Origin of the sequence: Shewanella avicenniae, assembly GCF_017354945.1 — a bacterium.
GTDB lineage: Bacteria > Pseudomonadota > Gammaproteobacteria > Enterobacterales > Shewanellaceae > Shewanella > Shewanella avicenniae.
Genome location: NZ_CP071503.1, coordinates 930,387 through 954,933, shown reverse-complemented (window position 1 = coordinate 954,933; position 24,547 = coordinate 930,387). Strand labels below are relative to the sequence as shown.

At 49.3% G+C, this 24,547-nt stretch carries 18 protein-coding genes; 8 read left to right on the top strand and 10 right to left on the bottom strand.

Annotated features, from left to right (window positions below; all coding sequences use genetic code 11):
* Positions 1–109 precede the first annotated feature (109 nt).
* From recJ to brnQ, 4 genes are all read right to left on the bottom strand, one after another.
* Complete coding sequence (recJ, locus tag JYB87_RS04105; RefSeq protein ID WP_207355645.1) at positions 110–1,834, bottom strand: single-stranded-DNA-specific exonuclease RecJ; 1,725 nt, start codon at positions 1,832–1,834, stop codon at positions 110–112.
* A gap of 92 nt (positions 1,835–1,926) precedes the next feature.
* A complete protein-coding gene (gene dsbC, locus JYB87_RS04100) occupies positions 1,927–2,649 on the bottom strand; it encodes a bifunctional protein-disulfide isomerase/oxidoreductase DsbC (RefSeq protein WP_207355644.1) in 723 nt (240 codons plus the stop codon).
* A 157-nt stretch (positions 2,650–2,806) separates the two neighbouring features.
* Positions 2,807–3,709, bottom strand: coding sequence for a site-specific tyrosine recombinase XerD (gene xerD / locus JYB87_RS04095; RefSeq protein ID WP_207356588.1), 903 nt, complete (start codon positions 3,707–3,709; stop codon positions 2,807–2,809).
* Between the two features lie 93 nt (positions 3,710–3,802).
* Positions 3,803–5,206 carry a branched-chain amino acid transport system II carrier protein gene (gene brnQ / locus JYB87_RS04090; protein WP_207355643.1) on the bottom strand — a complete coding sequence of 468 codons (1,404 nt, stop codon included), beginning with the start codon at positions 5,204–5,206 and terminating at the stop codon, positions 3,803–3,805.
* A 339-nt stretch (positions 5,207–5,545) separates the two neighbouring features.
* On the opposite strand from brnQ, the gene JYB87_RS04085 reads away from it, so the two are divergent.
* The 4 genes from JYB87_RS04085 (at position 5,546) to JYB87_RS04070 (ending at position 12,122) form a co-directional block, all read left to right on the top strand.
* Complete coding sequence (locus JYB87_RS04085; protein WP_207355642.1) at positions 5,546–6,268, top strand: tRNA1(Val) (adenine(37)-N6)-methyltransferase; 723 nt, start codon at positions 5,546–5,548, stop codon at positions 6,266–6,268.
* A gap of 82 nt (positions 6,269–6,350) precedes the next feature.
* Entirely contained in the window at positions 6,351–7,571 is a 1,221-nt protein-coding gene (gene srmB, locus JYB87_RS04080; RefSeq protein WP_207355641.1) for an ATP-dependent RNA helicase SrmB, read from the top strand.
* Positions 7,572–7,758: 187 nt separating this feature from the next.
* A complete protein-coding gene (locus tag JYB87_RS04075) occupies positions 7,759–8,967 on the top strand; it encodes an efflux RND transporter periplasmic adaptor subunit (RefSeq protein ID WP_207355640.1) in 1,209 nt (402 codons plus the stop codon).
* A complete protein-coding gene (locus tag JYB87_RS04070; RefSeq protein ID WP_207355639.1) occupies positions 8,967–12,122 on the top strand; it encodes an efflux RND transporter permease subunit in 3,156 nt (1,051 codons plus the stop codon). Before JYB87_RS04075 ends, JYB87_RS04070 begins: the two co-directional genes overlap by 1 nt.
* Positions 12,123–12,688: 566 nt before the next feature.
* Here the strand turns inward: JYB87_RS04070 and nrfA are convergent.
* Positions 12,689–14,089: an ammonia-forming nitrite reductase cytochrome c552 subunit gene (gene nrfA, locus JYB87_RS04065; protein ID WP_207355638.1), complete on the bottom strand. Its 1,401-nt coding sequence runs from the start codon at positions 14,087–14,089 to the stop codon at positions 12,689–12,691.
* 298 nt (positions 14,090–14,387) lie between these two features.
* On the opposite strand from nrfA, the gene narQ reads away from it, so the two are divergent.
* Both narQ and JYB87_RS04055 read left to right on the top strand, forming a co-directional pair.
* Positions 14,388–16,094, top strand: a complete 1,707-nt coding sequence (narQ, locus tag JYB87_RS04060; RefSeq protein WP_207355637.1) for a nitrate/nitrite two-component system sensor histidine kinase NarQ — start codon at positions 14,388–14,390, stop codon at positions 16,092–16,094.
* Complete coding sequence (locus tag JYB87_RS04055; RefSeq protein WP_207355636.1) at positions 16,087–16,716, top strand: response regulator; 630 nt, start codon at positions 16,087–16,089, stop codon at positions 16,714–16,716. The genes narQ and JYB87_RS04055 overlap by 8 nt, the downstream gene beginning before the upstream one ends.
* 129 nt (positions 16,717–16,845) lie before the next feature.
* On the opposite strand, the gene JYB87_RS04050 is transcribed toward JYB87_RS04055, so the two are convergent.
* Positions 16,846–17,217 (bottom strand): YacL family protein, encoded by a 372-nt coding sequence (locus JYB87_RS04050; RefSeq protein WP_207355635.1) that lies wholly within the window; start codon positions 17,215–17,217, stop codon positions 16,846–16,848.
* Between the two features lie 136 nt (positions 17,218–17,353).
* Between JYB87_RS04050 and JYB87_RS04045 the strand changes: the two genes are divergently transcribed.
* Together JYB87_RS04045 and JYB87_RS04040 are read left to right on the top strand one after the other, a co-directional pair.
* A complete protein-coding gene (locus JYB87_RS04045; protein WP_207355634.1) occupies positions 17,354–18,322 on the top strand; it encodes a zinc transporter ZntB in 969 nt (322 codons plus the stop codon).
* 106 nt (positions 18,323–18,428) lie between these two features.
* The gene (locus tag JYB87_RS04040) at positions 18,429–19,280 is read left to right on the top strand and encodes an AraC family transcriptional regulator (protein ID WP_207355633.1); all 852 of its coding nucleotides are present in this window, start codon (positions 18,429–18,431) and stop codon (positions 19,278–19,280) included.
* 94 nt (positions 19,281–19,374) lie between these two features.
* Here the strand turns inward: JYB87_RS04040 and JYB87_RS04035 are convergent, their stop codons facing one another.
* From JYB87_RS04035 to JYB87_RS04020, 4 genes are all read right to left on the bottom strand, one after another.
* Positions 19,375–21,324, bottom strand: a complete 1,950-nt coding sequence (locus JYB87_RS04035; protein WP_207355632.1) for an ankyrin repeat domain-containing protein — start codon at positions 21,322–21,324, stop codon at positions 19,375–19,377.
* Positions 21,325–21,542: 218 nt separating this feature from the next.
* The gene (locus JYB87_RS04030; RefSeq protein ID WP_207355631.1) at positions 21,543–21,782 is read right to left on the bottom strand and encodes a DUF3624 domain-containing protein; all 240 of its coding nucleotides are present in this window, start codon (positions 21,780–21,782) and stop codon (positions 21,543–21,545) included.
* A 46-nt stretch (positions 21,783–21,828) separates the two neighbouring features.
* Entirely contained in the window at positions 21,829–22,194 is a 366-nt protein-coding gene (locus tag JYB87_RS04025) for a hypothetical protein (protein ID WP_207355630.1), read from the bottom strand.
* Between the two features lie 136 nt (positions 22,195–22,330).
* Entirely contained in the window at positions 22,331–24,331 is a 2,001-nt protein-coding gene (locus tag JYB87_RS04020) for a methyl-accepting chemotaxis protein (RefSeq protein ID WP_228729941.1), read from the bottom strand.
* Between the last annotated feature and the right edge of the window lie 216 nt (positions 24,332–24,547).

The following is a 24,547-nucleotide window of genomic DNA, read 5'->3' as shown; positions in this document are numbered from 1 at the left end:
ACGGCAACCAGAAAGATTGCCGTTGGCTTTGATCAAATACTGCAGCGAAATCGGCACAGCAAAAAGCGCTGGCTAATCCCCACTACACAGCTATGGTCAAAGCGACTCGTCAAAGCGGTTCAAGTTGATCAATCAGCAGCTGCAAACTGATGTTGCCGCGAAACTCATTAATATCCAATTTATACACAGCACGAATATATTGCACTGAGGCATCGGGCCAAACGCTGAGATCGACGTTAAAGGCAATCGCATCCACCATTACGCTGCTACATTCGCTTTCAAGCACCAACTTGAGGTGCTTCTCGCCCACCAAGCGCTGCTGCAGAATACGAAAGTGACCGTCGAACACGGGCTCAGGAAATGCCTGCCCCCAAGGGCCGCCATCACGCAGCAACTGCGCTGTATCGAGGGTAAACAGCTCCAGCGGTAATTCACCGTCACTGAGCAGCTCGCCAGCTAAATCCTTTTCAGATAGCTGATTGTGCACCGCTTCATCAAATGCTTGCGCAAACTGGTTAAACGCCGATTTTTCAAGGGTTAAGCCTGCAGCCATCGCGTGGCCACCAAACTTTTTAATCATGCCTGGGTGCCGACTGTTCACCAACTCCAGCACATCACGCATATGCAGACCAGCAATTGAACGCGCCGAACCTTTAATTTCAGTGTCGCTCGCTTCAGCGAAGGCAATCACCGGGCGGTGATAGCGCTCTTTAATGCGTGACGCCAAAATGCCGATCACCCCTTGATGCCAGTCCGCCTGATACAGCGCAATCCCCCACGGCATATCTGCTTGGCCAAACTCAAGCGTTCGCAACCGTTGCAGTGCTTCTTGCTGCATGCCCGCTTCCAGCTCGCGGCGCTCTTGATTGAGCCCGTCGAGTTCAGCGGCCATGCGCCGCGCCGACATCATGTCGTCACACAATAAGGTTTCGACCCCGAGCGACATATCATCCAAGCGGCCAGCAGCGTTCAGCCGTGGGCCGACAGCAAAACCAAAATCAGCGGCGACGATTTTCTCAGGCGCGCGGCGCGCCACTTCAAGCAGCGCGATAATGCCGACACGACATTGGCCGGCACGCACCCGTTTTAGCCCCGCATCCACCAGAATGCGGTTATTGCTATCGAGTGCGACCACATCGGCCACAGTGCCGAGCGCGACCAAATCAAGCAGATAGGCGAGATTCGGCTGCTGCATGCCACGCTGAGCAAAATAATCACGACTGCGAAGTTCAGCGCGTAATGCCGTCATCAAGTAAAACGCCACCCCAACTCCAGCAATCGATTTCGACGCGAAACGGCAGCCGGGCTGGTTCGGATTCACAATTGCATCAGCGGCAGGTAACTGGCTGCAGGGTAAATGGTGGTCGGTCACCACCACCTGCATGCCAGCAGCTTTGGCGGCGGCAACCCCATCAATTGAAGAGATACCGTTATCGACGGTAATCAACAGTTCAGCGCCCATCTGCTGCGCGACCGCAACAATTTCAGGGCTAAGGCCATAGCCAAAATCAAACCGATTGGGGATCAGATAGTCACAGTGGTTATAACCAAACATGCGTAATGCGAGTAAACACACCGAGGTTGATGTCGCACCATCGGCATCAAAATCGCCCACAATCACAATCCGTTTTTGTGCGGCGATAGCATCGGCCACGATAGCGGCGGCTTGGGGTAAGCCCAACATAGTATCGGGGCTCAGCAGGCGTTTGAGCACCAGTTCACAATCATCCACTAACACGCCGCGACGGGCATAAATTTGCTTTAACAGCGGATGCATAGTGCTGGGCAGATGGCTGTCATCAACGGTGGGGCGACGTACTATGGTATGGATCACGAGGGTATATCTTCTGCAAATTGACTGACGGCAAGATAACAAAAAGGTGAGTCCGAGGCTCACCTTTTCTTGGAATCAACGCTATTCGCTAATTAGTTCAGCGTGCTTAGCGCATCGTTCAGTTTCTCTGGTGGCATATAGCCTGGCAGCATGGTGCCGTTTTCTAAAATGAGTGATGGCGTGCCGTTGATACCGAAGCTTACGCCGAGATTGTACTGAGCGGCGATATTCGCTTTACAGGTGGCGCTTGGCACAGATTTTCCGGCTTTGGCATCATCCATCGCTTTCAATGGATCTTTAGCGCACCAGATAGATTCCATATCTTCCGCCACTTTCGATGGTACACCTGCGCGAGGATAAGCCATGTAACGCACGGTAATGCCGAGATCGTTATACTCTTGCATCTGTTGATGCAGCTTACGGCAATAGCCACAGGTGATATCGGTAAACACCGTCACCACATGCTTTTCGTTTTTGGCTTTGTACACCAGCATCTCATTTTCAAACGGCTTCAACTGCTCCAAACGTGGTTGCGCCATTGCCGCTTCGGTGAGGTTATTCATGCGATTTTTTAAATCGTAGATAGTGCCCTGCATCAACTTAGTGCCATCGGCAGACACGTACAAGATGCCGTGGCTGGTCACAGCTTGCAGCAATCCCTCGATCGGTGAATCGGTCAGGGCATTGATTTCAATACCGAGTCGGTCGGTGAGTTGTTGTTTTAACTCGTCATATTTACCTGCGGGTGTCGCAGCAAACAACATTGGCGCTACCGCAAGCGATAAGCACAGGGTAACAATCCGGGGCAATTTCATTTTACGTCTCTCTTGTATACGCCGCTAAAGCGAAGAGCACTTTATTAGCGAGCAGGCAATTGAAGGCACGTTAACCCTAAAAATGATGTAAATCAACCGTTGGCCGCTCAGCATTTGTGAGCGGTTGTGTTCAATGAGGTAAACATTGAACTAGTGGTTAACCGCGCGGATGAAATTGACTATGTAACTGTTGCAAACGCGCTTGGGCGACGTGGGTATAGATTTGGGTGGTTGATAAGGAACTATGCCCCAGCAGTAACTGCACCACCCGTAAATCAGCGCCGTGATTCAGCAAATGTGTGGCAAACGCGTGTCGCAGAGTATGCGGCGACAACGCCTTGGTAATCCCAGCGCGCAGCGCATATAACTTGATGCGGTGCCAAAAGGTTTGCCGCGTCATCATGCGGCAGCGGCTCGATGGAAACACCACATCACTGGCAACCTCGCCCAGCAGCAATGGCCGCGTGTGGCTCAGATAGCGCTCCAACTCTTCCAGCGCGAATTCACCCAGCGGCACTAAGCGCTCCTTGCCGCCTTTACCGGTAATGCGCACTAAGCCTTGGCGTAAGCCGAGTTGCTCCATGGTCAACCCCACCAGCTCGCTGACCCGTAAGCCGGTGGCATACAGCAGCTCAAGCATCGCTTTATCGCGTGCTTCGATGGTGTCTTCGGCATTGGGTTCGGCCAACAAGGCGTCAATATCTGCCTCAGTGAGGGTATCGGGCAGCTTACGCGCCAGTTTTGGCGATGAGATCAATGCCATTGGGTCTTTGTCGATCTGCTTGCCCACTAACAAAAAACCGTAAAAGCGCCGCAAGCTACTCATGAGTCTGGCCTGCGAACTGGCTTTTAAGCCTTCGTCAAAGCGCTTACCGAGATAGTCCTGCACCACATCGCGGGCGGCATCAATCAAGCGCACTCCACGCTGCTGCAGATACTGATCAAAATGCTGCAAGTCGGTGCGATAGGCCGACAAGGTATTATCACTCAAACCGCGCTCTGACCACAGGTCATCAATAAAGGCTTCAATAATGGGATCCGCCTGATACGGCTTTGGCATAGCAGACACGTGTGACGCTCCTTGGCAAAGCAATCCTGAAATAAAAAATGGCGCCGCAGCGCCATTGATTTCACCTAATGAATGTTAAGCATGTTAGGCATTGACGCTGCTAGGCTTAGTGCTGTGGCCAATGATAATACACACCACAATCGCCACCAAGGTCGGCACCAACCATGCCATGCCTTGATCGTACAATGGCAGCTCAGACATCACTGGCGAAATCCACGCGACAAAGTGGATCAGCCCCTGCGAAAATGGCGTGGCATCACTGACATCAAACGACTTCATCGACGCCGCGGCCACTTTCAAGCCATCAAAAATACCAAACAACAGTGCCACCAACAGTGATACGCGATGGGTTAATTTCGGCCGGCGGAAGAAACGCTCAAGGAAGGTCACCAGCACCAAGGCAATCGCCACTGGATAGACCATCATCAACACCGGAATACTGATGCTGATAAGCTCACTTAACCCCACGTTAGCTACTACAGCACACACCACACTCAGCACCACTACCAGCACCCGATAGGACAGAACGGGGAACAATTCGCTGAAGTAATCAGAACAAGAGGTCACCAAGCCCACTGCAGTGGTTAAACAGGCCAAGCTCACCACCACGGCCAGTGCAATATTGCCTAAATCACCAAACTGTTGATTCACATAGTTGGTCAGGATCTGGCCGCCATTGGTTGCGCCAGAGGCCAACTCGCCGGCAGTTGCGCCAAGGTAAAACAGCGAGATATACACAAAGGCTAACCCCGCAGCGGCGATAAACGCGGCTTTGGTCAGATAAACCGTTTGCAGATGGGTATCTTCAATGCCCTTTTTACGCAACAAGTCGATGATTAACATGCCAAACATCAAGGATGCTAAGGTATCCATGGTGTTGTAGCCTTCAACAATCCCTTTTGACAGCGGATGCAAGGCGTAATCACCTGTAGCAGCAGGCATATTGCCACTGGCAAATAACATGACCGAAATCGCCAGGCCAACCAGCAAGGCAATCAACAACGGCGTTAACACTTTACCGACACTGTCCATCAAGCGCCCGGGAAAGGCCGACAACAACATCACCACAATAAAAAACACGATAGTAAACAGCAATTGTGCTTGATTGAGCGCTAAACCACCCAAGTGAATGATGGTGTCGGTGTTATCAATAAAGGGTTTTAGGCCAATCTCGAATGCCACCAAGCTGGTGCGCGGCGCAGCGAATGCTGGGCCAATAATGATGTAAATTGCAGAGGCCAATACCGTTGCAGCGACCGGCGGTAACATCCGCATAACTTTACCTTTCGATTTTGCTACGGCGATTAAGCCAGCCAGCGGTAACCCCACGGCGGTAATCAAAAAGCCCAACATGGCAAACGGCGTGTTTTCACCCGCTTGATAGCCAGCAAACGGCGGAAAAATTAGGTTACCCGCGCCCAAGAAGAAGGCGAAGGCCATAAATCCAAGGCCAATAATATCGCCTGCGGTTAGTTGCTTATTTTGCACAATATGCCTCTGAAATTATTATTTTTTTAAAGAAAAACTCACGCTAAAGGTGGCTGTTCTTTCAGGGTGTATATCAAGGTCGAACCGACAGCGGAAATTACCAACACTTTGTAAAAATGCACGCCAATTCGCTGATTGAGGGCGGTTCGCTCCTTCCTTCAAAGATTCACTATTACCAAAGGCGCCGAGGCCGAGCAAGAGCCAGCAACAAAAATTAACTGTTTTTCGGTATATTAGCCTTTGCCGACCCTATCGCCACATAAGCCGAATTCATGACGCGCGTTTAGCAGCATTACCGCGTACAATAACGCTGTTTTTAGCAAGTTAAATGATGATTTTATGGGGTTTACCTTTAAACAGTTCCATGTGGACGATTTTGGTTGTGGCATGCCCGTTAGCACTGACAGCGTACTGTTGGGCAGTTGGGCGCCCATCAACCACGCCAAACGGGTGTTAGATATTGGCGCTGGCAGCGGCTTACTGAGTTTAATGGCGGCGCAGCGCAATTCGCTGGCCATCATCGATGCTGTGGAGCTGGATGAAACCGCCGCCAATACCTGTGTTAGCAATGTTGCCAACTCGCCATGGGCTGCTCAAATTCGGGTGCATCAGCAAAGTATTCAGCAGTTTACTGAAGCCACTCTGGCTACGAATACTGCGGGCTATGATGTGATTTTGTGTAATCCGCCCTATTTTTTGAATGGCCCCACTGCCGCCAGTAACAACCGCGCAACGGCGCGCCACGCGCTAACCTTGTCATTTACAGAGTTGATGCAAAGCTGCGCGCAGTTACTGAGCACGGATGGTATAGCCTGTTTAGTGTTACCAACCGTTGAAGCTCATAGTCTGATAGCGGCCGCCAAAGCCGTCGATCTACCACTACAATTAGCGGTGGCGGTGAGCAGTGTGATGGGCAAAGCGCCCAACCGTCAGTTGCTGTTGTTTAGCCAACAAGCCGCCCCCGCCGACTGTATCGCGGAAGACTTTGCCATCTTAGTGCAACATGGGCAGTACACAGACACCATGCGCCGCTTGACCCAAGATTTCTACCTGAAGCTTTAAAGCGGAATTTACCCCGCGAAACGCTGTTACCGCGGGGCGCGAACAGGTATACTGCCGCGCAATTCAATACGAGAGTATTTGCATGCAATTCGAAGAGTTTGATTTAGATCCGGCGTTGCTGGATTCATTAAAGGCGATGAACCATCAGGCGCCTACCAGTATTCAACAACAAGCGATTCCGTTCGCCATGGAGCAACGGGATATTCTTGCGCACGCGCCGACGGGTACAGGTAAGACTGCCACCTTTTTGCTGCCAGCGCTGCAGCACCTCATCGACTTTCCGCGTCGCCGCCCTGGCCAACCACGCGTGTTGATTCTTACCCCAACCCGTGAACTGGCTAGCCAAGTGCATCGATATGCCAGCCATCTGGCGTCAGATCTCGATTTAAACATCGGCATCATCACCGGTGGTGTTCCTTATGCGCCGCAGCAAGAGATGCTTGCAGGCAATATCGACCTGTTGGTGGCCACCCCTGGCCGTTTGCTGGAATACCTCGATAAAGGCAACTTCAAAGCCACCAATGTTGAAATATTGGTGATCGATGAAGCTGACCGCATGCTGGACATGGGCTTTGCCAAAGTGGTGCAAACCTTGGCAGTAGAAGCACAAGAATGTAAGCAAAAAATGCTGTTCTCTGCGACCTTAGAAGGCACCGGCGTTCAGATTTTTGCCGAGAAGCTGCTGAACGATCCTGTCGTTGTTGCCACTGAACCACCGCGCAGCGAGAAGAACAAAATCCATCAATGGATCCATCTGGCTGACGACAAAGCGCACAAATTCGCACTGCTATGCCATATTCTGCGCAGCGAAGAAGTGACTCGCGCTATGGTGTTTGCCAAAACCCGTGAAACCGTGGCCAGCCTTGAAGGCATGCTGCAACAAGCTGGGATTCCGGCGGCATTTATGCGCGGCGATATGGAGCAAAAGAAACGCTTTCAAGCCCTTGGCCGTTTTACCAAAGGTGAAGTGAAAGTGTTGTTGGCAACTGACGTGGCCGCACGCGGTATCGACGTTGACGACATCAGCCACGTGATCAACTTTGATATGCCGCGCACTGCTGATATCTACGTACACCGCATTGGTCGTACCGGTCGTGCGGGTAAAAAAGGCACCGCAATCTCATTGGTTGAAGCGCACGACATTGGCGTTGTAGGCAAAATTGAACGTTACACTGAGCAAAAATTAAAGCGCCGAGTGATTGAAGCTCTACGCCCAAAACACAAAGAAGCTAAACCGCCGGTGAAGAAAAAAGTCAGTGCTAGAGACAAAAAAGCTAAAGTCAGCAAGAAGGCAAAAAAATAAGCAAAATAAGTCACCTAGTGAAAAAAAGGACAGCCATGCTGTCCTTTTTGCTATCCAGAAAGCTTTGCTTGCAATTCAAGTAGTTTTTGACACATTTATTTTACAAAAAGCAATTTATCGTACTGTGCGCATCTGGTAAGTTAACGGACAGCACTCCGTAGCTCTGCAACATGGAAAGAACACCGCTATGTATCTTTTTTTAAGACGGGTTTTACCCCCAATCGTAATTGTAATTTTGACCGTCGCGGTCATTGCGGCGCTTTTTGCCACGCAGAAACCACCTGAGAAAAAACCAGAAGAAGAAACGCTGCCGGTGGTGAATGTGGTGGCCGCTGATCCACAAACTGTCACGCTTTCAATCGCATCGTATGGCACGGTGAACCCGAAATATCGCACCCAGTTGGTGAGTGAAGTTCAGGGTCGAATTGAAAAAATCGCGCCGCAATTTGTGGCCGGTGGCATGGTGAAGCAAGGTGATGAGCTGGCCGTCATTGAGCCCTACGACTATCAAGCCGCGTTGAAACAAGCCGAAGCCAATTTAGCCCAAGCCCAAGCCGCGTTAGAGGAAGAACGTGCGCGCGGTGAAGTGGCTAAAGTTGATTTCAAGGGATTTTCAGGGGTTCCGCCAGAGCTGGGCTTGCGCAAACCACAATTGAAACAACAACAAGCCAATGTTAAATATGCCGAAGCCGAGTTAGATCGCGCTAAGCGCAATTTGGAACGCACCGTCATTCGTGCCCCGTACGATGCGATTGTCAGCGCCCGCGCAGTTAACTTAGGCCAATACGTCACCGTGGGTACCAATCTCGGTGAATTGTTAGATACCAACGTTGCAGAAGTGCGTCTGCCATTGGCCAACAAAGAGTTGGCTTATTTGGAATCGGTTGATAACCCTTACACTGAAGTGACCTTGACCACTCAACTGGCTGGAAAAAACGTGAGCTGGCAAGCACATGTGGTTCGCAGTGAAGGTGTGGTCGATCCCGATAACCGCATGGTTTATCTGGTAGCCGAAGTGCAAGATCCTTACCTGCGCCATACCATCGCCCAAACGGGTCAATTAGCGCTGAAATTCGGTAGCTTTGTGGATGCGGAAATCCGTGGCCGTACCCTGTCAAACGTGGTCAAACTGCCGCGTTACATGGTGCGTAATAACAAAGTTGCGGTAGTGAATGATGAAAACCGCATCGAGATGCGCTCAGTCAAAGTGGTACGTACCGATTTAGAAAACGTATACCTGCAAGACAGCCTCAATCATGGTGATCGCGTAGCCGAAACTGCATTGGTCAATATGGAATCTGGCCTAAAAGTGAAAGTTGCCGGCGATGTTGCGCCTTCAAGCAAAGCAGACGATGCCGAAGCCGCCCATCAGTTAGCCAAAGCAGGGAACGAGTGATGGAAGCCGAACAACAAGAAACCGGTATCATTGCCTGGTTTGCGCGCAACAGTGTTGCCGCGAACCTGCTGATGATTCTGTTGGTGATTGGCGGGCTATTTTCCGCGTTTACCATCAACAAAGAAGTCTTTCCCTCCTTTGAACTCAACTTTTTGAGTATTACGGTGGCCTACCCTGGCGCCGCACCGCAAGAGATTGAAGAAGGGATTAACATCAAGATTGAAGAAGCGTTGCGGGATGTGGTGGGGATTAAAAAAATCACCTCAACTGCCAGCGACGGCGTTGGCTCAGTACAGATTGAAGTCGCCGATGGTTATGAGCCACAAGATGTACTCGATGAAGCCAAAATGCGTATCGACTCCATCTCAACATTTCCGGCCAACATTGAACGCCCTGATATTCACCGCATTCGCCCTGAAAACAATGTGATTTGGGTGTCGGTCTATGGCGATATTGATAGCCATGACATGAAAGAGTTGGCAAAGCAGATCCGCGATGAACTGACCGATTTACCGGCGGTAACTCGTGCCAGTGTGACCGGCGTGCTCAATTATGAAATCAGTATTGAGCTATCTGAAGATAAACTGCGTGAGTACGGCTTAACCTTCTCCCAAGTGGCCAGCGCGGTTCAAAGCTATTCGCTTGACCTACCGGGCGGTTCTATTCGTGCTCAAGACGGTAATATTCTGCTGCGTACCAAGGCGCAAGCCTATACCTATGACGATTTTGCCCAAATCGTGGTCAGTACCCGAGCCGATGGCAGCCGCGTGATGCTAACCGATGTAGCGCATATTGATGACGGTTTTGAAGAACGCTTGGATTACACCCGCTTTGACGGCAAACCCGCCGCCATTATCGAAGTCACCAGTATTGATGACCAAGATGCGATTGCGATTGCCGACCAAGTAAAGGCCTTTGTTGCCAAACGCAAAGCCACCTTGCCGACGGGGGCGCAACTCGATTATTGGGGTGATTTAACCCACTACCTCAAAGGTCGCCTCAGCATGATGTTATCCAACATGCTCTACGGTGCCTTGTTGGTGTTTGTGATTCTGGCAATCTTCCTTGATTTAAAATTGGCGTTCTGGGTCATGCTCGGTCTGCCGGTGTGTTTCCTCGGAGCATTGGCGTTGATGCCGTTGGAGATGTTTGGTCTGTCGATCAACATGCTGACGCTATTTGCCTTTATTTTGGTACTCGGGATCCTCGTGGACGACGCCATTGTGATTGGCGAGAGTGCCCATACCGAAACGGAAAAATACGGCCATTCGGTCGAGAACGTGATTCGTGGCGCCAAAAAGGTCGCCATGCCCGCCACCTTTGGGGTACTGACCACCATCGCGGCATTTATTCCGATGCTGATGGTACCGGGGCCAATGGGGATCATCTGGATTTCCATCGGCTTGATCGTGGTACTGTGTTTGGGCTTCTCGCTGGTTGAATCTAAATTGATCCTACCTGCGCACTTGGCGCATATGAAACCTAGTAAGACCAGCAACAGCTTTGCCGCGCGCAACCGTCGCCGTTTCAATAACCTAGTACAGCATTTTATTGATGTGAAATACCGTGGTTTTATGGAGCGTCTGATTCCGAATCGCTACACTGTGATGATCCTGTTCACCTGCATTCTGTTTATCTCGATTGCGATGGTGTCTACCGGCAAAGTGCGTTGGGTATTTTTCCCGGATATTCCGTCTGACTTTATCCAAGTGAACCTTGAAATGGATGAAGGCTCCTCTGAAATCAACACTCAAAAAGTGGTGATGCAGATTGAAGATGCGCTGTATTCGATGAACGCCAAAATGGAAACTGAACTAGGTTATCCCGTAGTGAACCATAGTTTTGTGAATATGAATGGCCGTACCTCAGCCTTTATCTTTGCAGAGCTGACCAAGTCAGAAGAACGTGACGTGGATGGCAATGGTATTGTTGAAGCATGGCGCAAACAACTGCCTGAATTGGTCGCGGTGAAAAACCTGAACTTCAACGCCAGCACCAATGGTCAAGGTGGCGATGTGTCTTTCCGCTTGGTATCCGCTAACCTTGAGCAGCTGTCTGCAGCTTCTGATGAACTGAAACACAAACTGGAAACCTTTGATGGCATCTATGACGTGGCCGATAACTTTTCGTCAGGGAGCCATGAGATCCGGTTGAGCATCAAACCCGAAGCGGAAGCGCTCGGTTTAACCCTGTCGGATCTCGCTCGCCAAGTGCGTTATGGCTTCTACGGTTTTGAAGCGCAACGTCTGCTGCGTAACAAAGAAGAGATCAAAGTGATGGTGCGCTACCCACAAGAGCAGCGTACCAGCTTAGGTTATTTAGAAAATATGATGATCCGTACTGCCAGTGGTGCCCAAGTGCCATTTAGCAGCGTGGCCAATGTGCAGCTTGGTGAGTCGTATTCTTCTATCATCCGTGTTGATGGCCGCCGCGCAATTACCATCAGTGCCAACGCCAACAAGGACAAAGTCGAACCCTCAAAAGTGGTCAAAGATATCACCGAGAACTTTTTGCCTGAACTGGCGAAAAAGTACCCGCAGATATCAACCACTCTCGATGGTACCAGTCAGGATGAACAAGATGCTTTGATTGGTTTGGTCAAAGGCTTTGTGTTTGCCGTTTTCTGTATCTACGCACTGATGGCGGTTCCTTTGCGTTCATATAGCCAGCCCTTGATTATCATGTCGGTGATTCCATTTGGGATGATCGGTGCGCTGTTTGGTCATTTGTTCCTTGGCTTATCGATGAGCATTCTCAGCTTATGCGGCATTGTGGCGCTGGCTGGGGTGGTGGTAAACGACTCGTTAATTCTGGTGGACTTCGTTAACCGTGCGCGGGAAGAAGGCTATTCGATTCGTGAAGCGGCCATTAACTCAGGTTGTGAACGGTTCCGCGCCATCATCCTCACCTCTCTGACCACCTTCGTGGGCTTGGTGCCGATCATGGCAGAAAAGAGCCTGCAAGCGCAGATCATGATCCCAATGGCAGTATCATTGGCGTTCGGTATTCTGTTCTCCACTATAGTGACACTGATTATGGTGCCGCTGGCCTATCTGATCCTAGAAGATGTCAAAAAGCTGTTTGGCATTATATTTGGCTTCATCGGCTACATTTGGTCACGCTTATATCGTTGGTGGTGGTTGCCGCAGCAATAGCAGCAATAAACGCTGACGCGATTTATACCAAAGCGCCCCGGGCTATTAAGGTCGGGGCGTTTTCTTTGGTGACGCCGATAACGGCCTACATTTGCCGGCCTAGATTTTCTGACCTAGGTGTACTGACGCTGCTTGCAAGTACTCACTTGAGGTTGGTGCTTTTGCTGGCTACATTGGGCGCTGATGCACAGGCGGCACTGAAACTAGGCTTTGCTACTCATGCGCTAGGGGCATCAACTGCAGGTGGATATCGTTTGCCAGTATTGCCCCAATGAACGAGACTCGTCTCCGCCAGCCTGCCTAAGCCACCATGCCATGCAGCAACTATTCGTCGTATCAACACTGGGTTTGCAACTGCCGCGAATGGGAAGCTAACGATCCACTGAGCACGAGTTAACTCGGTCGCGAGGATTCAGGTCTTATCCTTTTCCTGCCCAGTAAGATGAGTCAGTGGCAATTCCGAGCTATTGCTCAATGAGTAAATGAATGAGGCACACGTGCCGCCAAGCGAATACAAAAAGGCCTTCGAATTCGAAGGCCTTTGCATAAGGAGGAGTTAATCAGTATTAGTAAGTTGCTTCACGTTTTTTCGCAGCAGCATCCCACTCTGGTAACACTTCTTTCTTGAATGCTTCTTTCTCAGCATTCAGTTTTTCCATGTCCAGTCCAACCACAGCTTGTGCTTTTGCTTTGGTGGAGATATCTGGGATTGCGATAGGCTGTGCAACACCTTTTTTAGCCAACAGCTGAGCCAGTTGGATACGAGCGTTAGCCGCTTTGTCTACAGCAGTACCCAAAATACGCAAGGCTTCAGTTGGGTTGTGTGCATATACGCCGTGTGAAGCAATCGAGTAATCCCAGCGCCATTGAGCGTGACGGATATCGGTCAGAATCGGTTGCATTTCCGCTTCAGTTGCACCAGCTTCCCATGCAGCACCCGCTTCAAAGTGAGCGCGAACCAATTGCTCTTCTGCAGTTGCTTTCAACTCTTTAACTTTTGCTTTGCCTTTTTCGTATTGGCCAACCATGAACTCTTTGGATTGAGTGTGGCAACGCGCGCAGGTATCTTCAAAGCGATCAAATGGGTTACCCACTTTATGATCAGTGTATTTACGGCCTTGGTCGTTGGTCACTTTTGGCATGTGGCAATCAACACAAGACACGTTGTTAGCACCGTGAACACCGCTTGACCAAGTTTCATAACCTGGGTGTTGCGCTTTCAGCATTGGTGTTTTAGAAATCTTATGAGTCCAGTCAGCAAAGTTGATGCTGTCGTAGTAGGTTTCCATCGCTTCAACTGAGGTGCCGTTGTCCCATGGGAACTTCACGAAGCCTTTACGACCTTCAACTTTTTCGAAGTAGTATTCAACGTGACATTGTGAACACACCATAGATTGCTTTTGGTTGCGTGACGCTTTATCAAACGGTTGGTCAATCGTTTCAAACGCACGCTCAGCAAATGGACGACTCAAACGCAGCTTAGAGCTGCCTTTTTCGTGACAGTCTGAACAGCCGATGGTGTTAGAGATCTCTTTACCGCCTTTGTACCACTTGCCGGTGAAGTAACCGTCTTCACCTTGCTCTTCAATCACGCGTGGTACGTCAGGGCTTTTACAGCTCCAACACGCCATTGGCATTGGACCGTCACCTTCAGCACGTGGTGCACCGGTACGCAAAGTAGCGCGTACATCACCCAGTGCATACATATGGCCACGAGGTGCATTGTAATCTTTCGCAAAGCCATAGCCTGCCCATAACACTACTAAGTTAGGGTCAGCAGCTAACAGATCCGTGTTGTCTTTGCTTTCATCAGTGGCATGCCATGAGGCAAACTGCGCTTTGAATTTGTCTTTGTAAACTTCGCTGCGAGGCTCAGTTTTGTCACTCGCAAATGCACCAGCAGCCATAACGGTGGCGGCCATCAGCATGCTTGCAGTGATAGATTTTCTGCTGAAGTTTTTCACCATCTCATCTCCGTGTTATTTTTCATTATTGCGTGGCGTTAGCACGACTTTCGGTATGAAAAGTAGTCCTTTACACCTGGTCGATATATACCTCTTAGGTAATATCCCTGAGTAAACTTGCGTCAGATCAAACTATGCGCGAGACCTAGTTCACAACTTTGCGCAAATGTTATGTAACTTTAAATACCACTAATGAAACTAAGGTTAACCACCTTGAACAACGCGACAATTAATTCATGCTATTGTGTAAATATTTATTTCTCAATTAGATACACCTAATTAATTTAAAAAGGCGCTAATAATGAAAAAGGGAAGTCTCACGGCAACCATATTAGGGATGATGATGCTGCTGATCCTACTGTCGAGCGGACTCGCAAGTTTTTCTATCGTCAACTTGTCCTACAGCTTGGGTGACTCTCGCGCTATCAACGCCTCTGGCTCACTCAGGATGCAAAGCTATCGACTGCTATTTTACGCCGACAGCGACAGCAAAGTGCTGGAAGAGAAAATTCAAGAATTCGAAAATACTCTCTATTCCGACGAGCTGAAAAGCGCTTCGGATTGGACTGCACCGAAAGCGATGCAGCAGCAATATCAATTGGTCATCGAAAAATGGCAAACCATGAAAGCTTACGCCGAGGCTGAAAACTCCCGAGACTATGCGGCCTCAGTTAAAGGCTTTGTGGACACCATCAACACCCTCGTATTTGAAATGGAGCAGCATGCGGCTTTTAAGCTCAAGCTGCTGGTTATCTTTCAAGTTATCGGGCTAAGCCTAATGATGGTCATCGCCTTTATTGCGGTGCGTTTTATGCGGCGTAAAGTGGCTGAACCTCTAGGAAAGATGATGGAGTCGGCACAAATTATTGCTCAAGGCCGCTTCGATGTGACGATTCCAACCTCGGAATATGAAGAGCTCAGTGCCCTTTCGGGTGCGCTGCGCTCTACCGTATCTGAGCTGGCAACCCTGTATGGCGCACTGGAGTCTCAAGTCGAGGAGCAAACCATCGCACTTACGCGTGCCAACAAGGAGCTGAGTTTTCTGTACGATAACCTCATCATGCTTAACTCCGATCAACTCAATTTTGAACTGCTGCGTAAGTCACTCCGCCAGCTCAAAGAATACGAGCATCTCCATTATCTGCGGCTGGTGATTCAACAAGACGATGAAGAGATGGAAGTGGTATCTGCCACCGATGATTGGCCAGAGCATCCGCGAACGACCTGCTATCCAGTGATCTTCGAACAGCAACGCTTAGGCTATTTAGAGATCATTTCTGACTCGAATCTCAACTCGCACCTATTTCAAAACTTTGCCTTGATGTTAGCGCGCTCAATCATCATTCATAATGCCTCAGAAGAGCGGCAACAATTGGCACTACTAGAAGAACGGGCGGTCATTGCCCGCGAGTTGCATGATTCATTAGGGCAACTGCTCTCTTTCCTCAAAATTCAGATCAGCCTGCTCAATAAAGGCTTAGAACAACAGTGCCGCACCGACAAAGTCGAACAGCAGTTGGGCGAAATCAATGAAGGGGTTAATACCGCTTATGCACAGCTGCGTGAGCTGCTGTCCACCTTCCGCCTCACAGTAAAAGAGCCTAATTTACGCAGTGCATTGGAGGCGATGTTAGATCAACTTAGGCCACAGACAGAGGCGGAAATCAGCCTCGATTTTAAACTGCCATCGCACCTGCTGGCAGCACACCAACATATTCATATTCTTCAACTTACTCGCGAAGCCACCTTAAATGCGATCAAACATGCAAAGGCAAAACATATCAAAGTGTCATGTGAAAAAAATGCTGATAACATGGCTGTGATATGCATCAGCGACGACGGCATCGGCTTGGAGCATATTAAAGAGCGAGAACAGCATTTTGGTATCAGTATCATGCATGAGCGTGCTAGTCGGCTTGCAGGCGATGTAACATTCAGCGCCAATGAATCTGGCGGCGCCAAAGTGACCTTGATATTTCCACCACAACAGGAGCAAGACAATGGCTGAGGTATATTCCGTAATGGTAGTTGACGACCACCCCCTGCTAAGGCGTGGCATTTGTCAGCTATTGGAGTCGGATGCGAGTTTTAGCCTGTTTGGTGAAGCGGGTAGCGGCATTGATGCGCTGTCGGCACTGGCGGAAGATGAACCCGATATTGTACTGCTTGATTTGAACATGAAAGGCATGTCCGGCCTCGACACGCTGAACGCGCTGCGCCAAGAAGATGTGACCTGCAAAATCATCATTCTAACCGTGTCCGATGCCAAACAAGATGTGGTGCGCTTATTAAAAGCGGGCGCAGATGGTTACCTGTTAAAAGACACTGAGCCCGATCTGCTGCTGAGCCAATTAAAGCAAGCGATGTCCGGCAAAACCGTGGTGAGCGAAGAAGTGGTCGAATTTCTCGATGAACTGGCTTCAACAACCGATGAAAATGAATGGATTGACGCGCTGACCCCAAGAGAGCTGCAAATACTGCAACATCTCGCCGAAGGTTTGAGCAACCGAATGATTTCTGATGTGCTGCATATCAGTGAAGGCACGGTCAAAGTGCATGTGAAGAATCTACTGCGCAAGGCGGATGCCAAATCACGTACAGAAATGGCGGTCAGATATCTCAATCGTTAATCGCTGCTGACTGTCGTGTTGTTTCGTCAACACTCTGCGCACACCAGCCAAATAGCCTTGCTGTTTGGCTGAATTATTTTAGGCTCGATATCGCCGCAACACCCCAGCGCAACGGATTAGCGCACCAGATTAACGTTCGGCAATAAATCGCTGCCAGCTATCAAGCACCTGCTCAAAATCTTCGAGACCGCAATAGGCTTCAGATTCGGCATCATACAGCGACATATTTTCTTCGATGTCAGCGTCGCTTTCAAAATCGAGCACATTGGCATAGATACGCACTTGCTCAGTATCCATCTGCAAGGTTAAGTCGCCGCCCACCAGCTGCCAGTCATTCAGTTTACCGTGTTGGAGTTGCTCAATAGCGCGTTTGACTTGCTCACAAATGCCGTTGTCATTGCCCAGCTCTTCGGAAAACCACTGCCCCATAATCTGGTGTTCCATACTGAAACTTGCCCAAGGCGCGCCACTGGCAATATCACGTCTAAATTCATATTCCATGGGAATTCTCGTGTGTTGTTCTGTTAGTTTTATTTTAATCCAGCTCGGCTAAGAATGCCTTAGGGAAACATTCTTCACTTCTCAATATTGCACGATTGAGTTAGCGTGAAGGCACTGTAAAAGAGGAGGGTTTAAGATGCCTGATGGATTAGTGAGCGCATTGCAATTAAATGGCGAACACGCGCCAAGGCAACTCAGCAAAGAGGAGGCACTCGGCACGGCCCCAGCACAGGGGTTAATCTGGCTGCACTTTAACTACAAACATCCCGCCACCGAGGCGTGGCTTGAACAAGCCAGTGGTCTCACTCATCTCGAAACCGATGCGTTATTAGCGCAAGACACGCGGCCACGGGTGTTACGCTCAGGCGATGGCTTACTGCTAGCGTTGCGGGGCATCAACCTGAATCCAGGTGCCGACCCAGAAGATATGGTGTCTATCCGCATTTATATTTCAAATCAACGTATTATCACCACCAGCAGTCGCGATTTATTATCGGTAAAAAGCTTAGTGGAAGAGATTATCGACGGTAACGGGCCGGTCAATAGCGGTGGCTTTTTATTGGGCATTACTGAACGCCTCACCGAGCGCAATGTCACCTTTATCGATCAATTAGAAGCACGTTTAGATGATCTTGAAGACAACCTACTCGATGGCAACCGCCGAGATCTGCGTACCGACATCGCTGAGCTGCGCCGCCAAACCGTGGTAGTACGCCGTTATTTAGCGCCACAGCGCGATGCGTTCAGTAAGCTGCTCAATGACTCAGCGGGGATGTTTGATGAGCACCAGCGGCTGAATTTTAACGAAATAAACGACACTCTTGTAAGGGGCATTGAAGATCTCGATTCAATCCGCGAGCGAGCCACGGTGGCACAAGAGGAGTTGCAAAACCATCAATCTGAAGCGGTCAACCAACGGCTTTATTTCTTATCGTTAATTTCGGCTATTTTCCTGCCATTAGGCTTTTTGACTGGCTTGCTTGGAGTCAATATTGCCGGAATTCCTGGTGCTGAAACGCCTTGGGCATTCGCTGCATTTTGTGCGGGGCTATTTTTGATTGTGGCGCTGCAGTTGTGGTTTTTCTATCGTCATCGTTGGCTGTAATCGCGTTCGCTGCTGAGCGTATCTCAACGGTGCAATATGGCAATTTCAATCAGGCTTTTGTGCTTAATCGCTGCCACACTGCTGGCAGCTATTGAGGAGTCAGCCAATGTCGGTTCAACTGTCACGGATTGCCCGTGTTTGCGAGTTTATTCAACAACACTTAGATGAAGTGTTAACCCCAGCGCAGCTGTGCGATGTGGCCGCGTGTTCACGGTTTCATTTTCATCGCTTGTTTGTGGCACAACTTGGGGTGAGCAGCACCCGCTATATTCAGTTGGCCAAGTTAAAACGGGCGGGGTTTCAACTGGCATTTGAACCGCTGAAAATTATCGATATTGCGCTCAATGCAGGCTTTAGCAGCCCTGAAGCCTTTGCGCGTACCTTTAAGAAAACCTTTGGCCAAACCCCGTCGGAGTTTCGCCAAGCGCCTGATTGGTCTCAATGGCATCACGTATTTCAACTGCCCAACCTCAGCACAGGGACGCAACCGATGCAGATTAGAATTATTGAAAAACCAACCCAACAAATCGCTTACTTAAGCCACCGTGGCGCGCCAGAGCGCGTGTTAGAGACCGCTGCTAAATTTATTGAATGGCGCAAAACCACTGGGCTTTCGCCGATTGCCAGCAGCGACACCTTTGGCATTCCCTATGCCGATCCAGCCACAGTGCCCGCTGACGAATTTCGCTTTGATATTGCAGGCACAGTCACCGTACCAGTGCCAGAAAACGCTGTTGGTGTAACAAACGGCGAAATCCCCGGCGGACGATTTGCAGTGCTGCGCCATCACGGCAGCCACGATAATCTGTCAGACAGTGTGTATGCCTTATATCGTGACTGGCTGCCAGACAGTGGCGAAGAGCTCAGAGATTTTCCGTGCTTTTTTCACTGGCTCAACTTTATTCATGAGGTGGATGAATGTGAGTTGCTGACCGACATCTACCTGCCGCTGAAGTAATGAGGGGTCATTTCAACACCCTCTGCAGCGAAAAACAAAGAGGCGACTTGCTCAATGCAACTCGCCTCTGCTTTTTGCTTTAATGAACGTGCGGCTAAGGCCGCACATTCGGCAACGGCGTTGCGTCATTGACCTGCAGTTGCGGGGATTTATCCGCTAACTGTTGATATAACGCTGGGTACATCAGCTTCATTAACGCCAGCCGCTGCAAATGAAACGGATTGATCGTAGGCTGATACCGCATCAAAATCTCCACCATCGGCAGCAACTTGGCCGGATCAAAGTCGCCGCGACTGACATCTAAGACCTGATGCAACGGGTCTTCACCATGCAGCTCATCCAAGTCAAACGGATACCCCTGCTGCTGCAAATAATCCATCAACTCAAGCTTGTGCGCTGCCACCGCGTAATACAACAGGGTTTTGCCGCGATCGTCTTTATCCGTTAAATCCGCACCACCTTGTTCCAATTGCTCCACGAACGGCTTTGTCAGCTGATGCCTGGCTAAAGTGTAATAAGGCACATCATCGCTAAATAAACTGCTATCGGCTAATTTGCGGTAATAGCGACCGTCAAAATATAACGCCTGAAGCACGACGTAATTTTTTTGCGGCACAGTTAACTCAAGCGGCTGCAGCTTGGAGATAACACGATCGATATCATTATCTCGGCCTAACGACATCAATATATCGTGGGCTTCGGGCACAACACGCTGAGGGTAACTACTGATGGTTTGCTCACGGTAGAGATCGACCACTAGCGGATCGATCGTCGCCGCTTGCTGTAGCAGCAGCGCTGTATTATCTGGATATTGTTGCCGCAAAGCATAAAGTTCATCGCCAGCACGCTTGGCTTTCCAGCGTTGTTCAACCGCTGCCAAGGTGTTATTACAGCGACTAAAAGCATCATTGGCATCGGTCACACCCAAGGTTTGATTCAAGTAATCACGGCGTTGCAGCTCAAGTTCGCTGATTAACGCCGATGATGCCGAGTCATCATCCATTGGCATCGCCTCTCGCGGCGGGATCTGGGTTAAATCCAAGCCGTAATCCTGCTGCAATCGCGCAATATCTGACGGATCAAATTTAAAATACCAGCGCGGAATAGATCCCTCAATTAGCGTATCAGAGTGCTGACTAAACCGCGATCCAGCGCCATAGGGTATGAGCAGATTAACAATATTAACCGCCTTCGCTGTTGCAGCATCGTCTCGATCCATTTGCTCTGACAGATTCACCAACGCCCACTCTTGTGAAGCCCCTAAATAGCGGTCGTTACTGAGCGGCATTCCGCCATCAAGTAGCTGTTTTACAATTGCGCCACGGTTACCAAAAATGGCGAAGTCCAGTAGTGACGTTGAGGCGAGCTGTTCGAAGCCAACCGTCGCGTTGACATTAGCCACTTGGGCGAGTAATGCCTGAATGTCCGTTTCAGCCACCTGAGGATCCAGCATCAAGGCCGCAATATCATCCACACTTACCTCTTGTTTGCCCACTTGCTGCGCTTTTTCAGCCTCGGGGAGCGCGATAAATTGCACCAATTGCGGATTAGGCACCACACGCATAATACTAAATCCCATAGATTCAGCGGCTTCAGTCTCATCATCAGACAACTCATCATAAAAAGATTGTGTTAATTGATGGTTTGTTTGCTGTAGTTGGCTGTGTTCACGCAGCTGCGTAATTCGAAAAGATTCGGCAAAGTTCGAGTTACCCAAGTGGTCAATCGCGGCCGTGATGTCGTCCAACGAATAACCTTGGGCTAAATAGCTGCCCCAGCTTTCATAACTATCTCTGAACCACTTCCCCTCTTCACTTTGTTTGTCCACCGTAAAGCGTCGACATTCAGCAAAGTTAGTCGTATCTAGCGCCTTAACGGAGGTAGCAGCTTTTTTCGGGTCACTTGAAGCAGCATCCGCGCTAAGCAAACCACTATCTGCCGAGGCGCCGAACTCAACGGGCGAACTCGACTGAACAGCAGACAACCAAACGCCGACAACAATGGCGATAACCAGCAACACCAACAGCAATAACCACTTTTTCAAAACACCATTCCTTGGGGAAACCATAATATCGAGCTGTGAATTTGCCGCAAAAGCGGCACGAGCTGCAAACGAAGATTGTAACTTTACGTTGCTCACGCAGGTGCTTAGGTTATTGAGGCAGAGTGCTCCTGAAAACGAATGCAGGAGCGACAGTGAAAGAGAAAATGAAAGAGAAAGAGAAAGTTAAATATAAAGAGAAAGAGAAAAAACCAAACAGCTTACTCTCGGCCAGTAAGTTTGCGCCAACTTAGCACCAACAGGTGCAGCGCTAACAGCCCAGAAAAGGCAATACAGAAAAACAGTAGAGCGATGGAATTAACGGTTTTTGGGGTGTCACTAAACAGATAAAACCATAATGGCCAGCAGATAATCGACAACACCGTCAGCTGCCACATACAGGTTTTACAGCGGCCAATTTTCTGTTTAAACACATCACTAAAACAGGCATCACATGCCATCGATTACACCTAAACGCTTTCCAGTTAACTCACGCAAGCTTAAGCCTTATTGCAGCATATCTCTAGGGCATAAACTGCTGGTGAGATTATCAAACTGCTGAATTTCACCTGCTGTGCCAAACGCTTCGGCTTTTAAGCTATCAACTTCCGCTCTTTGCCGTTCATTCAATAGCTGATTGGCTGTCGATATAATGACTAAACGGGTATTGATAGAGTTACATAAAATCGATTTTGCCCGCGATTGCTCATTTTTATCCAACGACCGCAAAACGGCCACCATTTCCATACCGCCAGCATACAGTTGACTGCTCAGTGATAAGTTGCCGCCCGCAAACATAAAATAAGCACCAGCAAAAAAACCACTGATAAATACGACCACCCCAAGTAAAAGCAAACCCATTTTTTGCCACATGACGACATCCTTGTTATATCAACCTTATGATTTCTCACTAACTTCGCATATCGCTCGGCTATTTTCAACGCAAAAAAAAGCTTGGCGCATCTGAGTTACACAATACGCCAAGCGGTTGGAAATGAAGCCGCGGCAGCTATACCTTAAAGCTGTCTACCTGACGATTAAGCGCCTGATACAGTTTGGATATTTGCGACGACTGCTGCTGCACCTGATCGGCCATTTCACTGACACCGTCAGTTTGCTCTTTCAGCGCCACTAGATTTTGATTGATGTGGTTTGCCACGGTGGATTGTTCTTGAGTGGCTTGGGCGGTTTGTGCCGCCATATCCTGCACCTTATCGAAGGATTCACTCAAACTTTCGAAGATCCGCATCACCTCTTCAAAATTAGTTACCGTGCTGTCAGCATTGCCGCGGCTGTTACGGATCGCTTGCGCCGCCTCAGCCACGCTGGATTTTAATCGCTCAATCATGGTCTCAATTTCGTCGGTACTGCTCTGAGTACGAGTGGCCAATACCCGTACCTCATCTGCAACCACCGCAAAGCCGCGCCCTTGTTCACCGGCGCGAGCAGCCTCAATCGCGGCATTCAACGCCAGTAAGTTAGTTTGCTCAGCGATTTTGCGAATCACCTCTAACACCGAGGCAATCGAGGCGGAGCTTTGTTCCAACACTGTGGCTCGCTCTAACGCCACCCCAATATCTTTCACCAAACTATCAATCGCGCGATTGGAAGCGGTGACCGCTTTCACCCCATTCTGGGTCAGTATGCTGGAAGTTTTCGATTCATCTGCCGTGCCCTTAGCTAATTCCGCCATGTGCTGATTCGACATATTCATTTCACTGCCAGCACTCACAATCGCCTCAGACGCGTGCACCAAACCGCTGGTAATCTGCCCCGCTTGCTCCGACACTTTGTTGAGCTCGAATGTAGTGCCACCGAGGGCGGCAGAGTTTTGTTGAATATTGCCGACAATCTTGCGCAGATGCGCCACAAAACCATCAAACTCTCGGGCGAGATCGCCAAGTTCATCCTTACCGCTGCTGCCAATCCGTTGGGTTAAATCACCATCACCTTCGGCAATCTCTTTAATGCGACGTGCAATATGTTCAACTTCACGCGTTAAACGTAACGGAATGACGTAGCCGACCACTAAGGCCGCGATAAAGGCGATACAGATAATGACCATCGCCATATTCTGATAGCTATCGACTTTTTGGTTGAGCTCTTCCTTCATCTCACGCGCATGGTTACGCGCTGCATCTCCCGCTTGGTCAAGCACATTACGAATAGCAGCGAATTTGCTGTCCATGGTTTTGACATCATCAGGGAGGCTGCGTTGCGTCGTTGCATCGGGCGAGGTGATAAGTGACTGACTCTGCGAATACCACTTGCTGTAGAGCGCATCAAACGCATCGTAAGGCGCAACCAACAGAGGTTCATTAATCAGATAACTGCGATAGTTATGAAATCGCTGAATCACTTGCTTGGCGTTTTCTTCAAAGAAGGCCAAGTTTTTATCATAGTTGCCTTCATTATGGATTAGCTTTTCTAACGCCAACCGCGCTTGATAGATGTCTCGATCAGCATTTAGCACTTCAGCCATCGCTTCAACATACTGCGAAATATCAGCATTTTTGTTTTTTTCAATATCACGGGTATGTTCGCGTAATGATTCACCCGCCATGTCGAGCATGTTGCGGATCTGTTGAAACTCATTGTCGCCCGCAATAAGCGCTTGAGTGAGGTTTTCCGCCACTTGCGAGGTGTTCATCACCTTATTGCTGGCACTGGTCCACTCATTAAACAACGGCGTAAAGTTACTAAAAGGGGCCGTTAACTCTGGCTCATCCTCTAAGTACTTTAGATATTGATGAAAGCGGTCATTTACCTGCTGCGCATTGTCATCAAAATCTTTTTGATTAGCGGCCTTTTCCCCGTTGCCATTGAGATAACGGGATTGTGCTAGACGCGCTTGGTAAATATCACGGTCGGCGTTGAGCACAGTTGCAATTGCTTCAAAATAATTTTCGGCTTGCATCTTCATCGCATGCTTTTGCAGCATGCTCATCACCGCCATAAAGCTGAATAAACCAATAAGAATTATCGCCAAAAATGCAATCGGTAGAATCATCTTAATTCTGATTGAGTGAATACGCATGTAATCGCCTCTGATATCGATGCTGTCACTGATATAAGAGGAGTTTAGGAAACCGCCTGTCATCCCGCCAAGAATATGCTTATTTTTTCTACATTTCGGTAACAATGGCCGCCAGTGAGCAGCCAAACGCCGGTTCACCCACTTTCTTGTTAAGTTTCTTGCTGAATACGGCGTAACATAGGTTGTAGG